Below are 14,179 nucleotides of genomic sequence, written 5' to 3' on the forward strand. Positions count from 1 at the left end.
ACACGGTATGCGTAAATCCGAACAAGGCTATACACTACTTTTCGTTCTTGTGACTTTAACCGTCCTGTCTGTCCTCGCTGTTGCGACGATTGGCATCAGTTTACAGTCAACTCGCCTAACCGAAATCCGCGAGACGGATATCGATGTCGAGACGACGACACAAAATGATCTTGATTTAGCAGTCGCCTCCCTCCAGAATATCGTTTCAAAGACGACTGGGACTTCACCAACGACTTCTTCTCAAGCATTATTTGAGAATCTCGACAGCTCTATCGTCTTACCCTTAAAAACAATCGTTCCGAACGTGACCGTCAAGCTAAATGAAGCCGCATCGAACGTTCGTGTCAAAGCGCTTGATTTAACAGCGACAGTTTCAAAACAAAAAGGCGATCAGCCAGCAATCAAAAAAACGTATCGACAACGTGTCTATTTGTCTGCGATTCCTAGTTTTTTGTACTATACGTTAGGTTCAGATGATCAAGTCATCTTAAATGGCGCTCCCTTGATCGAAGGTAATATTTTTTCCCGCAACGCCCTGCAAGCAACTGCGACCCCGATATTTAAATACAACGACGAGGATGGAACCTTTACTAATACCAAAGCACTTCCTTATATCGCAGGTCAGGTACGCGTTTTTCAAGAGAAGAATCAGCCATTACTGAAGTGCGGAGATTACCTTGTGTGTGATAAAACGATTTTTGATCCGAAAGGTGCAACAGAGCTAGTATCAACGAAAGAAACACTCGTTCCGTTCGATTTTGATTATGCGTTGAACGACTTTCTGAAACTACCGGTGAATACGCCTCTTACACAAGTCGCGTCTACATTGAAAAACTCCTCGATTCCACAATCTATATTAACGGGACCTTTTTTAACGGAACTTGATACAAAGCGACAAATGATTAGTCCAGCATTAAACACAGGCAATACCGTGACATTGACAGATGATCTTGTTCAAGAAACACTCGAACCTTTAATCATTAACGGGAACTTAACGATCTCTTCCTTGAACCCTTTGACCCAGCCGCTTGAGATCAAGCGTCCTCTCGTCGTTCTTGGCAACTTACTGATTCGAGGAAATGTTGGATTTGCAACGACGATTTATGCAACCGGAACAAGTCGTCTGGATGACGCAAACATTCAAGGGCTGACTTCAACAGCTAAACAAAATACATTGATTTTACTCAGTAAAGGAAATCTCGTCATTAACCGCGTCAATAAATTTTCGACGCCCCAAACGACTACACCTGATTTAAATGCCTTTCTATATAGTGATGACAATCAAAAAAATACGATTTACTCTGTAGGTTCGACGATGAATGTACGCGGTGGTATTTTTACGAAGGGTAATCTAGAAGTCAACGCCTATCGTGGAAAATTGGACTTACCAGAAAATGCGTTTCCTGCAAACGTAAGAGAACTCGAAAAACTGATGGTCGCTAACAAATCATCTGACTTTGAAGCATCCCGTCTACGTATGGCGTATGATGCGACGGTATTAAAAAATCCAACAGCCTTACTTCCACTTAATCGAGCGGTCCAATTGTATGTCGAAACACCAAAACGCGTTCAACCGTAACATACATAAAAAAGAGTCATTCGCTTGCGACGAATGACTCTTTTTTGACTAGAATTTTGTTGCTCGGTATTCCTTAGCGAGCTTTTTCACCTTTTTGCTTTCTACCGTTGCACCGTTCTGTTCTAACATGGCGTACAAATCTTTTCGATTTTGTTTGACCGTTTCATAGACCGGTTTCTCTTTCCCACGATTCGAATCAGCTCCTGCTTCTAACAACAGTTCAATCGCTGCCTCATTTTGATCCAGTGTCGCATAAAAGAGTGGTGTATGACCAAAGTCATCGATCCGATTGAGCTCTTTTTTCGACGCTTTTTTTATCAAAAGAGCATACGCATCAATCGATCGATTCACACTCGTTGCAACATGAAGAACCGACTGACCTTGTGCATTCAATTGGCTGATTTTTGCACCTTCTGCCAACCATTCAGCGACCGTGCTACGCGGCGCGAACTGCGCCGCATAAAACCAGTTCGCTTTATTTTTTACGGTCTGCTCATCAAGAAGGAGTTTTGCTTTGTCAAAAGCGAGTGTTTCCTGGAAGCGACGGATGTAACGATTTTTCTCCTTTGTTGATAAAGAAGCATCTTTTAATGCGTTCGCAAGTCGCTCTGGTTTTTCTGAACGCAGTCCTTGCTCGAGTGCTGCTTGTTGATTTGATTTCGTAACATATATCGCTCCCCCGATTCCAATAATGATTAAAATCAAGAGGACGACAATGATTCGTTTGCGTTTCATATATGTCCCCACTTCTTAATAAACATCTCCATCCAAGTCTGACGTTCCTGCTTCAGAACCGATCGTCACCTTGAATGTCGTCGTTAGTGGTGTTTTTTGATTATCTTTCATGACTTCGAGCACATCTTTGTTTTCTTTTAATGCCGTTACTTTGATACGTGCCACACCTGGACGAAGTGGTTGTAGCGCTTGTCCTGTCGGATCAATTTTGACGTATTCCTTACCCTGAAGCACTTCCAACCGATAGAAGCGTTCTGTCGTCGTCACTGGGAACCAGCGCAGAATCGGTGATTTTTTATCATCCTTCATCGTCATCGCGATATCATCGGCTGTCAGATTAAGTGGGTTCTCACGTACCCGTACGAGCGTCTTCGCGACTGTATCTGGGAAATCTGTCAATGTGAGTAACGCTTCGACCGGTCCGTTTGGTGTACCGGTTTTACCCGTAATCGTATAACCCGATGCCGTCTGTTTCAATTCAATTGCATTACTAACAGTTGAAGTCGTAAATGGTAATGGATAGTTCGGATTGAATGTCGCCGTTACATCTTGATTCGATCCAACCCACAGTTCCAGATTACTTGGGGAAACGGATAATTCCGGCAACTTCACTTGAATCGTATACGTCGTTGATTGGGCAAGATAAGTCGAGCTTCCAGCTGTCGCAGGTACGACCGCTTTGACCGTGACTGTGCCTGGTGTCTTTCCTGTCAACTCCAACGTATTCTTAGTTAAGCCACTTGTCGTAACACGCGAATCATTCGTTATGATCCACTGAATCGGCGTATTGCTTCCCGATACCATCGAAGCGATTCCTGTCATTGATTTTGTTTCGCCGACATATAACGTATCTGGCACGTTTCGGACGATGAGTCCTCCGAACACATCATTGATGACAAGTTCAGAAGTCGCCGTCAACTCTTTACCGTTTCCGACTGGTACGACGAGTTTAATTTGTGTCGTCCCGACTTTTTTCGGCTTGATGACACCAGCTTCATCGATGGATGCGATTTCTGAATCTACGATTGACCATTTTAACGTGCCGTACTGACTACCTATAGGGCTGATTTCTGGTAAAACCTTATATGATGGTGTCGTGATATCCATCTTGACGGACGGAATTTTCGCACTTGTCGCATAGGATGGTGTCAGTGCATAACCAATCGTCGGAAAAGCTTGTGGATCATTGGTGACAGTTGTTGATTTATCTTTTCCATTCTTTTTATCTCGGTAGACGTTTTTCGTTGATGTCAGCGTATTATCTTTTTTATCAAGCACATGAACGCCTGCAGTATCTTTGGCACGTACTTTGACAGTGAATGTCACTTCTGATTGATCTGCGATCCATTCCCCTTTATGAACACCTGAAATCGCCTCATCATATTCGATATCCGGGAGTTTCCCTTTAATCGTCTGTCCTGTAATATTCGCTCCAGTCAGACCAGTCGTTGATAAAATTTCAAGATTACTCGGAAATTGTTCGTTGAAAAGGATATTCTCCATTGTCACCGAGAATTGTCCCATGATGTATCCGTTGTTACCAATGGCATCCTTTTGCATCATCGGAGACGTTTTGACGGCGTAGGTGATATCCGCTGTTTCCCCTTTTGGAATCGTAGCTGGATCAATCGAGCGCGAAAGGACGAAAGGCATAGATGCAGCCGGACGAACGACTTGAACCGTTCGTGTCTCAATTGTTTTGGCTCCTCGTTGATCCTCTGCTTCAATCCGGATCGTCACACTCGTCTTCCCTTTGAGCTTTGAATCGAATGATTGACTAACGAACGAGTTATTTTTCAATTTATTGTTTTCAAAAACTTTCTCATCATCAATGTAGATGCGCGTCTTTAACTCACGATCTTGTAGGTCGTAGTCGTTGACTTGATACGAGATCGTCAACGGTTCGTTCTCGAGGTAACTTGATTTATCCGTTGGTAAGATATTCTTGATTAAAGGCTTATGGTTCGCACCAATGAAAGCACGATACATCGTGTTTGAGAATAGTTCTTTTTCTTGTTGTTGATTAAAGCTCGAAGTATGCCCTGCTCCTGAATACGTAACGTTTCCTTTGGTATACATATAATAGTGGTTGCGTGCATCACCAATTGTTCTTCCGGCAGCCTGATTAGAACTACTGAGGTTGTTTTCACGGATGTTATACCATGGAATCAAGTCCGGTTGTTCAAGATCCAGACCAAAGTATTGATTGTGTGTCGTTGCGATAGCAACCGTATCAGCCAGGGCAAATGGATAGGAAGTCATGACCCCAGCATTTTGTTTGACAGCTTGACCAGATGTTCGAGGTGCCGCGTACCCCATGTTCGTAAAATTCTTTTGACCTGCGAGATCTGCAAACTTTGTTTCCCAGAATAGCTCTGGTTTGCTGGATTGTGCCGGTCTAAAGATCGTATCATGTGTCAGCATCAATCCTTGCCCCGTATTCGTGAAGTTAAGAATAGCATCTGATGCAGGGTCACTGAGTGAAGCTGCACCATACGAATCTTGAAAACCGAAGATTAGCATATCATAGGATGTGTTTATATTTTTACTGGCATACGTTTTGTTAAACGTGTCCGCAGAAATGACTTCTACATTAAAGTCATATAACCCATCTTGTTTTAGTAAAGTTCCTGAGTTCATAAAACCGTTGATTGAACCGGTCGTTCCAGAACGCGTGACTTGTAAAATTTTCGCTTTAGCTTCTTGGTCCTGCATCAAGAAACTACCACTTTTGTAATCTACAAGTCCATCTTTATTACTAATTTTAAGTTTCCAGTTTCTTGGTCCCGTATAACTAGGAGTATCAAAGGTGTATGAAATTTTTCCAGAAGTACCTTTCATCTCTTTAGCCCAAGGTATAACTTTTTCTGATTCATCAAATTGATCGTTACTATCAAAATCAATATATAAGTCTACAGAAAATTCATTAGAATATACATTTGTGACTTCGTATGCAAATTCAATTGATTTGTTTGGAACAGCCATATTTCTTTTATCTACACTCATTAATGAAAGTCCATCTTGCGAGACTGCTACCTTACTTAAGCGCGGTCGCTCGATTTTTTCTTCTTGCAATCGAAGAACTGCCTGTTTTGTATCTGTATAAACAATTGCATCACCCGATATCGTGCTTTGCTTAAAAATCGAAGTGAAATTACTTGTTTCATGTGTTAACACATCAGCGTGTAAAAAGACTGGTAATCTTTTTTGAATATAGTACGTCAAAATTTCATTCGCTTTTAACTGCGTAATATCATTTTCAATTCTACTCGTATTATGTTTTTTGGAAGTATCAGATACTTTGACAGAATACCGATCTTCTCCCGTAAAAACAGACGGATCAAAAACGATCGCATCAAATGCGCCATCAAGTGGAAAACGAGACGCATTCAACTCTTTGACCGTCATCATCTTGATTTCATATTGACTAGTATTCAAGTCTTTTAACAGTGACAACGATGTAATGGTCGTTCCCGGATCAATCCGGTTCGTCGTCGACCAATCATCACGAATCTCTAAAATCTTAAATTTTTCACCGGTTGCCGCTTTGGAATGTGGCTCATGTATATACGTAAAACTTGAAAAAATCAGTAAGATGGCTAAGGCTAGACGGACCCACTGTTTCATCACTTATCGTCTCCTCATCGTGTCATTGAGATATGGGACTATACTCCCCCATTTCATTATAACGAGAGAATGCGGATTTTCCCTATTTTGTAAAAATGGAAGCGTGATAATGACGTACTTCACTAATGAAATAGAGTGATCCCGTCAAGACGTATGTCCGGTCCATCTCTAATTGATCGAAAAACGCTTCGACCGTCGTTACATTGGCGCCATCTTGCTTTAACTCCTCTATCGTCCGAGCTCGTGGAAAATCAAATGTCGTCTCGTAAATATCTGGCGTAATGCTACGTAACTGCGTTAGCATCGCCGTCCGGTCTTTGTCACGCAAAATCGAACAGAGTAACGTCACGGGTTTTGATTCCTCTTTTAACCGTTCAACGAGTGCCGTGATGCCTTCCGGATTATGTGCACCATCGAGAATGATCCGTGGTTTGCGCGAGATGATCTCAAACCGTCCCGGATGTTTTGCCTCCCGTAATCCTTTTCGGATTGCCGCTTTCGACCACCCAAGTCGCCGCGCACAAATGACGGCATTCGCCGCATTATGGACTTGATGATGACCTTCGAGCCCTAAGCGTGTCTCTGGTATTCCATCATATGTCGCCCAGGTCCCCGTCTCTTTTAAGCGGTAACGAATGATGGCTTCCTGACTCCATTTCAACGTCGCATTCCGGTCCCCGCAATACGCCATTAACGGCACCGTCAGCTCTTCTTGCAGTTTCCCGGCGATGACCGGTGTCCCTTGTTTGATGATGCCGAACTTTTGTAAAGCAATCTCTTGGAGCGTATCTCCGAGAATCGCTTGGTGATCGTGTCCGATCGACGTGATGATTGCTGCGACCGGCTTCTTGAAGACGTTCGTCGAATCATACAGTCCACCGAGACCGACTTCATAGATGACGAAATCGGGACGAATCTGATCAAAATAATAGAATGCAAGTCCTGTTAATGCCTCGAACTCAGTAACCGTACCGAGTGCCGGATCGATGCGCCCGATGGCCGCTTGAACGGCGATCGCAGCTGCGACGAGATCGTCTTCTGCAATCGGCACCCCGTTCAACATGATCCGTTCCTCGAACTGAATGATATACGGCGACGTAAACGTCCCGATTCGTAATCCTTCCGCAATTCCCATCTCACGTAAGAACGCAACCGTCGATCCTTTTCCGTTCGTGCCAGCGACATGAATCGTCGGAATCGCGTCTGGGTCAATCTGTAATTCCAGTAACATCGCCTGCATCCGTTCAAGACCCGGTTTGACGCCGAATGCTAGTAAGCTCGATAACCATTCCAATACATCTTCTCGCGTCCTCATGCTGTTCGCTCCTTTAAAAAAAGTGGCTCAAGGAGACTTGAGCCACTGCTGTAATTAGTGTGAGAGTTCGTTGATGCGTGCTTCGACAGCTTGACGTTTTTCCGTATAATCAAGTGCCTTCGCTTTTTCTTCATCAATGACATGTGCTGGTGCTTTGCCGACGAAGCCAGGGTTGTTGAGTTTTTTCTCGACCCGTTCGACTTCTTTCGTATACTTGACGAGTTCTTTATTCAAGCGCGCGATTTCTTCCTCGATGTTGATCAAGTCCGCGAGTGGGATGAACAATTCTGCTCCCGTCACGATCGCACTCATTGCTTTTTCTGGCGCTGGCATCTGCTCTTCGATCCGGAGTTCAGACGCGTTCGTGAACTTTTGCAAGTACGAGCTGTTTGACGACAAGTCGTCTTGAACACGTGCGTCATTCGTCGAGATGAACAGTTGGATCTGTTTCGACATCGGTGCGTTCACTTCCGCGCGGATGTTACGAACCGAACGGATGACGTTCTGAACCGCTTCAAATGCTGGAACAGCTTCCGGGAAGTCGAGTGATGCCTCGTGTGTTGGCCACGCGGCACGTGTGATCGTCTCACCTTCATGCGGTAAGTGTTGCCAGATTTCTTCCGTGATGAACGGCATGAACGGATGCATCAGACGCATGATCCGGTCGAGCGTATAGGCAAGAACCGAACGCGTCGTCTGCTTCGCTGCTTCATCTTCCCCGTTGAGCGGTAATTTCGCCATCTCGATGTACCAGTTACAGAAGTCTTCCCAGATGAAGTGATAGAGAATACGTCCCGCTTCACCAAACTCATATTTGTCCGACAGACGCGTCACATCGTCGATCGTCGTCTGTAAGCGTGTCAGAATCCATTTATCTGCGAGTGACTTCTCGCCTGTCAAATCGATCTGATCAAACGTTAGACCATCCATGTTCATCAAGGCAAAACGGCTTGCGTTCCACAGTTTGTTCGAGAAGTTCCATGTTGCTTCGATCTTTTCCCAGTAGAAGCGGAGGTCGTTCCCTGGCGTTGATCCTGTCGTTAAGAACCAACGAAGAGAATCGGCACCGTATTTCTCGATGACATCCATCGGGTCGATTCCGTTACCGAGTGATTTTGACATCTTGCGTCCTTCCGAATCACGAATCAATCCGTGGATCAAGACGTCTTGGAATGGACGTTGTCCTGTAAATTCATACGATTGGAAGATCATCCGTGATACCCAGAAAGCGATGATGTCATAACCCGTAACGAGTGTCGATGTCGGGAAGTATTTTTGATAATCCGCTGCGTCCGTGTTCGGCCATCCCATCGTTGAGAACGGCCAAAGCGCTGAAGAGAACCACGTATCGAGGACATCGTTGTCTTGCTCCCAGTTCTCGATATCGGCTGGTGCTTCCTTACCAACGTAGACTTCGCCTGTTTCTTTATGGTACCAAGCCGGAATCCGGTGTCCCCACCAGAGTTGACGGCTGACACACCAGTCACGGATGTTTTCCATCCAGCGCACATACGTGTTTTCAAAGCGTTGTGGAACGAAGTTGACCTTGTCTGGTCCTTGTTGTTCCTCGAGTGCTTTTTGCGCGAGTGGTTCCATTTTGACGAACCATTGGAGTGAAAGATACGGCTCAACGATCGCGTCTGAACGCTCCGAGTGACCGACAGAGTGCAAGTGTGGTTCGATTTTGATTAGAACACCTTCTGCTTTTAAATCTTCAACGATTTGTTTCCGGCATTCGAAGCGATCCATACCTTCGTATTTCCCTGCGTTCTCGTTCATCGTTCCATCTTCATTCATGACGAGGACACGTGGTAACTCGTGACGGTTACCGACTTCGAAGTCGTTCGGGTCGTGCGCTGGTGTGATCTTAACGACACCTGTACCGAACTCCATGTCGACATAGTCATCGGCAACAATCGGAATCTCGCGACCAACGATTGGTAACGTGATTGTTTTTCCGACGAGGTGAGCATAACGCTCATCCTTCGGGTTCACGGCGATCGCTGTGTCACCGAGCATCGTCTCAGGACGTGTCGTCGCTAGTTCAACGTGACCTGAACCGTCCGTTAGTGGATAGCTGAAGTGATAGAACGCACCTTCGATATCCTTGTAGATGACTTCGATATCCGAGATCGCTGTTTTCGTCGCTGGGTCCCAGTTAACGATGTATTCGCCGCGGTAGATTAAACCTTTTTCGTAAAGTTTCACGAAGACTTCTTGAACCGCTTCTGACAATCCTTCGTCAAGCGTGAAGCGTTCACGCGAATAATCGAGTCCGAGACCAAGTTTTGCCCATTGTGCACGGATCGTTGACGCGTACTCTTCTTTCCATGCCCATGATTGCTCGAGGAATTTCTCACGACCCATTTCAAGACGTGATTGTCCTTCTGCCCGCAGTTTTTGTTCGACTTTTGCTTGCGTCGCGATACCGGCATGGTCCATTCCTGGTAGATAAAGGACGTCAAAGCCTTGCATTCGCTTCATCCGTGTCAGCATGTCTTGTAACGTCGTGTCCCACGCGTGACCAAGGTGCAATTTACCTGTGACGTTCGGTGGTGGAATGACGATCGTATATGGCTCTTTCTCTGGATCCTGGTCGGCTTTGAAATAGTCACCTTTCACCCAAAAGTCGTACCATTTTTCTTCCGTTGCCTGCGGATCATACTTCGTTGGCATTGATAATTCCTGCATCCTGATCGCTCCCTTTTTGTCCATAATAAAAACGGCTTCTCTCGTCCTATGCTAAGGACGAAAGAAAGCCGTTGCTTTTTTCCGCGGTACCACCTTAGTTCATCCATAATCGGATGCCCTCGAGCCACGTAACGTGTGGAGGACGGATATCGCTCGTAAGACTCACGATACCAGCTCGTGGGGTGACCTTCCTCCTGTTCGCCCGTCACATCTTTCAGCCAAGGATGTGTTCTCTACGCCGGTACGAATACAGGACTACTCTTCCCGTCATCGCTGTTGCCATTTTCTTCTTTACTCATTTTAGCCGAGACTTCAAGTAATCGTCAAGAACTGCTTAACGACCAAATTCAACTTGGAGTTCTTGGAACGTCAATTCGACGGCTTCAATTGTCCGTTCGATGTCTTCGTCCGTATGGGCGATTGACAGGAAGAGACCTTCGAATTGTGACGGTGGTAAGAAGACACCACGCGCCGCCATCTTTTGATAATACGAACGGAACATCTCAAGGTTCGATGTTTTCGCTTTTTCGAAGTTCGTGACGCGTTCATCCGTAAAGAAGACACCGAACATCGCACCTGCGCGGTTCGTCGTCAGCGGAATGTTATATTTCGCTGCAGCGTTCAGGTAGCCTTCTGACAGACGGCTCGCTTTCCGGTCGAACTCTTCATAGTGTTCTGGTTTCAATTGTGTCAGTGTCGCTAGACCCGCTGCCATCGCGAGTGGGTTCCCGGATAACGTACCCGCTTGATAGATTGGACCTTGTGGTGCAATCTGTTCCATAATGTCGCGACGTCCGCCGTAAGCACCGACTGGCATTCCGCCGCCGATGACTTTACCGAGACACGTGATGTCCGGTGTGACACCGAAATGTCCTTGTGCACAGTGGAATCCGACACGGAAACCAGTCATGACTTCGTCAAAGATCAGTAAGGCGCCGTTTTCCGACGTGATTTCCCGTAATCCTTCGAGGAATCCCGGTTCTGGTGGCACGAAGCCCATGTTCCCAGCAGCCGGTTCGACGATGACACCCGCGATATCGTCGCCATGTTTTTCAAAGGCAATCCGAACAGCGTCTAAATCGTTATAAGGAACCGTCAGCGTCATGCTCGCGATTTGCGCTGGAACGCCTGGTGAATCCGGTAGTCCGAGTGTCGCGACACCTGACCCTGCTTTGATCAAGAGCGAGTCGCCGTGACCATGGTAACAGCCTTCGAATTTGAGGATTTTCGTCCGACCTGTATAGCCGCGTGCGAGACGAAGGGCAGCCATCGTCGCTTCTGTCCCTGAGTTGACCATCCGGACGACTTCGACTGACGGCACCCGACTAATGACGACTTCAGCCATCGCTGATTCGATTTCCGTTGGTGTCCCGTAGCTCCAGCCACGTGTCGCTTGTTCTTGGATCGCTGACGTGACGATTGGATCGGCATGGCCGAGAATCATCGGTCCCCATGACAAGACGTAATCGATATACTCTTTTCCGTCGATATCATAGAGCTTCGATCCTTTCGCATGATCTGCGAAAATCGGTGTCATCCCGACCGATTTATAAGCACGAACCGGGCTGTTGACGCCACCCGGCATGAGCGGGAGCGCCCGCTCGAATGCTGCTTTTGATTTTGAGTTCTGGTTAATTAAGCTCATTTCGACCCCTCCAGGTAACGACAAATGTCTTTTGCGAAATAGGTGATGATTAAATCAGCGCCTGCTCGTTTAAAGCCAAGCATCGTCTCAAGGACGATTCGTTCTTCGTCGATCCAGCCGTTCAAGGCTGCTGCTTTCACCATGGCATACTCACCCGATACGTTATAGGCGACGATCGGTAAATCGATTCGTTCACGCACATCACGAATGATATCCATGAAAGCGAGCGCTGGTTTGACGATCATGAAGTCAGCTCCTTGATCGACGTCCGCTGTTGCTTCACGGAACGCTTCACGACGGTTCGCTGGATCCATTTGGTAGCCTTTCCGGTCGCCTTCTCCTGGTGCGGAGTTTGCCGCATCACGGAATGGACCATAATAAGCAGACGCATATTTAACGCCGTAGCTCATGACAGGAATATGGCTGAAGCCATTCTCGTCCAACCCTTGGCGAATCGCTGCGACGAATCCGTCCATCATTGATGATGGAGCGATGACGTCAGCACCCGCCCGTGCTTGCGAGATCGCTGTCTTGACGTGGAGCGGTAATGATGCATCATTATCAACCGTACCATCGGCGACGATACCGCAGTGACCCGTTGACGTATATTCACATAAGCATGTGTCGGCAATGACCGTTAGCTGCGGTGCAACCTTCTTAACGAGACGTGTCGCTTCTTGAACGATCCCATGATCGTGAAACGCACCTGATCCTTGCTCGTCTTTTAAATGGTCGTGCGGAACACCGAATAAGATGACGGATTCGATTCCAAGTGCAACGACTTCTTCGATTTCAGCCGTCAAGTGATCGAGTGATAAGTTGAAGACGCCAGGCATCGAGCTGACTTCGCGTTTGATATCTTCGCCTTCAGCGACGAAGATCGGATAAATCAAATCTGATTTATGCAATTGATTCTCGCGGACGAGTGACCGGAGTGATGCGGTATGACGCAAACGACGGTGACGTGCGTATTCTAATGTGTTCATGCTGATTCCTCCTCAATGATACGATCAATCATGCCGTCTACCGTGAATTCACGGGCGACATGGATCGGTTGAAGTCCGGCTGCTTTTGCTGCTTGCTCCGTAATCGTCCCAATGACGATGAACGTCGTCTGTGGGGATAATGGAGCAATCGCTTCGACAGCGGAAGGACTCTGCAGTCCAATATAGGCGGCAGTTCTGACAAGTGCTTCAGGTAGCCGACGGGTGACGGTTTCATACGTGATGATATCTTCGACCGTATATCGATTCAGTTTTCGTAACTGATCGACCGGTGCTTGCCGGGATCGGTTCCCTCGTGCAAAGACGATATGATCGCCGTCAGACAAGTGTGGTCCGAGTTCTGCGACGAGTGCGTCTCCTGTAAAGGTCGACGGACAGAAGTCTGCTGTTCGACCGTACTTCGCAAGTGCGTCTGCCGTCTTTCGTCCGACGACCGCGATACGCGTTTCTGCTAATTCAGGCAACGCATCAGCAATCCGGTGGACACCATTCGGACTCGTCACGATGAGCCAATCAATTCCCTTCGGCAATGTAAACGAAACCGGTCGCGTTTCAATGACAGGATAATGCACTGACTCGATCGCGACGGCGCGCAGTCGCGCCATCTGCTCGGTCGTCGGTGGTCGGCTGCCCGTGAAGAGTACCTGCTTACAAGTCATCCGGAAGTGTCGCGAGAATCTCACGACCGCCCGAAGCAAGCAGACGTTCGGCAACATCTTGACCGAGTTGCATCGGGTCTAGACCTGATTCGCGCTCGAGTAGGATTTGCTCTCCATCGACGGATCCAATGAATCCGACGAGTGTCGTTGACATGTCTTCGTTGATCGTTGCAAATCCACCGACCGGAACGTGACAACTACCTTCGATCGCCGCTAAGAAAGCGCGCTCTGCGTAAGCTACTTTTTCTGTCATCTGATCATGGATCAGGTGCAAGAGATCACGTACTTCTTGGTCATGTTCGCGACATTCGATACCGAGGATTCCTTGACCGACGGCTGGAATCATGTCATCTGTCGAGAGATATTCCGAGACGACGTCTTCAGACCAACCCATCCGTTGTAGACCAGCTGCTGCGAGTAGGATCCCGTCAAACGGACCATTCTTTAATTTATCGAGTCGTGTGTCGATGTTTCCACGAATCGATTCGATTTTTAAATCAGGGCGGAGTTTTAGCAATTGCGAGCCACGACGTAAGCTACTCGTACCGACAACCGCACCTTCCGGCAAGGAAGCAAGACCTTCGCCTGTTTTCGTAATCAAGGCATCACGCGCATCGACACGCGCTGGTGTTGCACCGATGATGAGACCGTCCGGTAATTCAGAAGGTAGATCCTTCATGCTGTGAACGGCAAAATCGATTTCTTCGTCAATCATCTGTTGCTCGATCTCTTTTACGAATAATCCTTTACCGCCGACTTTCGAGAGCGTCACATCCAAAATACGGTCCCCTTTTGTGATGATGTTCTTGATTTCGAACTCATACGGCGCGCCGGCTTGTTTCAACTGGTCAATGACCCATTTCGTCTGTGTCATCGCTAGCTTCGAGCTTCGCGATCCAACAATGATTTTTCGCATGCTAAAAT

General features: G+C 46.9%; 9 protein-coding genes and 1 other annotated feature. Of the genes, 1 reads left to right on the forward strand and 8 read right to left on the reverse strand.

Features of this window, described 5'->3' with window-relative positions:
• Nucleotides 1-7 precede the first annotated feature (7 nt).
• Nucleotides 8-1,579, forward strand: coding sequence for a type IV pilus modification PilV family protein (locus KNQ03_RS04940; protein WP_149427682.1), 1,572 nt, complete (start codon nt 8-10; stop codon nt 1,577-1,579).
• 48 nt (nt 1,580-1,627) lie between these two features.
• Here the strand turns inward: KNQ03_RS04940 and KNQ03_RS04945 are convergent, their stop codons facing one another.
• The 8 genes from KNQ03_RS04945 to hemC form a co-directional block, all read right to left on the reverse strand.
• Nucleotides 1,628-2,314 carry an ankyrin repeat domain-containing protein gene (locus KNQ03_RS04945; RefSeq protein WP_214723752.1) on the reverse strand — a complete coding sequence of 229 codons (687 nt, stop codon included), beginning with the start codon at nt 2,312-2,314 and terminating at the stop codon, nt 1,628-1,630.
• Nucleotides 2,315-2,329: 15 nt separating this feature from the next.
• A complete protein-coding gene (locus KNQ03_RS04950) occupies nt 2,330-5,941 on the reverse strand; it encodes a DUF5057 domain-containing protein (protein ID WP_214723754.1) in 3,612 nt (1,203 codons plus the stop codon).
• Nucleotides 5,942-6,023: 82 nt separating this feature from the next.
• Nucleotides 6,024-7,256 carry a bifunctional folylpolyglutamate synthase/dihydrofolate synthase gene (locus tag KNQ03_RS04955; protein ID WP_214723755.1) on the reverse strand — a complete coding sequence of 411 codons (1,233 nt, stop codon included), beginning with the start codon at nt 7,254-7,256 and terminating at the stop codon, nt 6,024-6,026.
• A gap of 54 nt (nt 7,257-7,310) precedes the next feature.
• Complete coding sequence (locus KNQ03_RS04960) at nt 7,311-9,947, reverse strand: valine--tRNA ligase (RefSeq protein ID WP_371743234.1); 2,637 nt, start codon at nt 9,945-9,947, stop codon at nt 7,311-7,313.
• Between the two features lie 50 nt (nt 9,948-9,997).
• Nucleotides 9,998-10,227: a binding site (T-box leader), on the reverse strand.
• 54 nt (nt 10,228-10,281) lie between these two features.
• Nucleotides 10,282-11,592, reverse strand: a complete 1,311-nt coding sequence (gene hemL / locus KNQ03_RS04965) for a glutamate-1-semialdehyde 2,1-aminomutase (protein WP_133207589.1) — start codon at nt 11,590-11,592, stop codon at nt 10,282-10,284.
• On the reverse strand, nt 11,589-12,578 hold the full coding sequence (hemB, locus tag KNQ03_RS04970) for a porphobilinogen synthase (protein WP_023468970.1): 990 nt from the start codon (nt 12,576-12,578) through the stop codon (nt 11,589-11,591). Before hemB ends, hemL begins: the two co-directional genes overlap by 4 nt.
• Nucleotides 12,575-13,255: a uroporphyrinogen-III synthase gene (locus tag KNQ03_RS04975; RefSeq protein WP_214723757.1), complete on the reverse strand. Its 681-nt coding sequence runs from the start codon at nt 13,253-13,255 to the stop codon at nt 12,575-12,577. Before KNQ03_RS04975 ends, hemB begins: the two co-directional genes overlap by 4 nt.
• Nucleotides 13,245-14,171 carry a hydroxymethylbilane synthase gene (gene hemC, locus KNQ03_RS04980; protein WP_023468972.1) on the reverse strand — a complete coding sequence of 309 codons (927 nt, stop codon included), beginning with the start codon at nt 14,169-14,171 and terminating at the stop codon, nt 13,245-13,247. The genes KNQ03_RS04975 and hemC overlap by 11 nt, the downstream gene beginning before the upstream one ends.
• Between the last annotated feature and the right edge of the window lie 8 nt (nt 14,172-14,179).

Source organism: Exiguobacterium sp. s143, from assembly GCF_018618895.1.
Lineage (GTDB): Bacteria > Bacillota > Bacilli > Exiguobacteriales > Exiguobacteriaceae > Exiguobacterium_A > Exiguobacterium_A abrahamii.

What these genes read in the sequence shown, in the direction of transcription:
- hemB (WP_023468970.1), bottom strand. Translation starts at nt 12,578, where the DNA reads ATGAACACATTAGAATACGCACGTCACCGTCGTTTGCGTCATACCGCA.
- KNQ03_RS04960 (WP_371743234.1), bottom strand. Translation starts at nt 9,947, where the DNA reads ATGCAGGAATTATCAATGCCAACGAAGTATGATCCGCAGGCAACGGAA.
- hemC (WP_023468972.1), bottom strand. Translation starts at nt 14,171, where the DNA reads ATGCGAAAAATCATTGTTGGATCGCGAAGCTCGAAGCTAGCGATGACA.
- KNQ03_RS04940 (WP_149427682.1), top strand. Translation starts at nt 8, where the DNA reads ATGCGTAAATCCGAACAAGGCTATACACTACTTTTCGTTCTTGTGACT.
- KNQ03_RS04945 (WP_214723752.1), bottom strand. Translation starts at nt 2,314, where the DNA reads ATGAAACGCAAACGAATCATTGTCGTCCTCTTGATTTTAATCATTATT.
- KNQ03_RS04950 (WP_214723754.1), bottom strand. Translation starts at nt 5,941, where the DNA reads ATGAAACAGTGGGTCCGTCTAGCCTTAGCCATCTTACTGATTTTTTCA.
- KNQ03_RS04955 (WP_214723755.1), bottom strand. Translation starts at nt 7,256, where the DNA reads ATGAGGACGCGAGAAGATGTATTGGAATGGTTATCGAGCTTACTAGCA.
- KNQ03_RS04975 (WP_214723757.1), bottom strand. Translation starts at nt 13,255, where the DNA reads ATGACTTGTAAGCAGGTACTCTTCACGGGCAGCCGACCACCGACGACC.
- hemL (WP_133207589.1), bottom strand. Translation starts at nt 11,592, where the DNA reads ATGAGCTTAATTAACCAGAACTCAAAATCAAAAGCAGCATTCGAGCGG.